At 66.1% G+C, this 233-nt stretch carries 1 protein-coding gene; it reads left to right on the top strand.

Features of this window, described 5'->3' with window-relative positions:
• Positions 1 to 233: tetratricopeptide repeat protein (locus BQ17_RS02260; protein ID WP_141699044.1), on the top strand; the 233-nt coding region annotated here is incomplete at both ends.

Here is a 233-nt window from a genome sequence, read left to right as displayed (position 1 = left end):
CCCTCGAAATCAGCCGCCGCATCCTCCAACGCCTCGGCGAAACCCCAGAGGCCCTCCGCGATCTCTCGGTCTCGCTCGACAATGTCGCGAACACCGATCAGCAACTCGGCGACTGGCAGCGCGCACGCGACGCCTTCACCGAGGCACTCGAAATCCGCCGCCGCATCCTCCAACGCCTCGGCGAAACCCCAGAGGCCCTCCGCGATCTCTCGGTCTCGCTCAATAACGTGGGC

The organism is Candidatus Thiosymbion oneisti, from assembly GCF_900092655.1.
Lineage (GTDB): Bacteria > Pseudomonadota > Gammaproteobacteria > Chromatiales > Chromatiaceae > Thiosymbion > Thiosymbion oneisti.
This window is presented reverse-complemented; position numbering and strand designations above follow the sequence as displayed.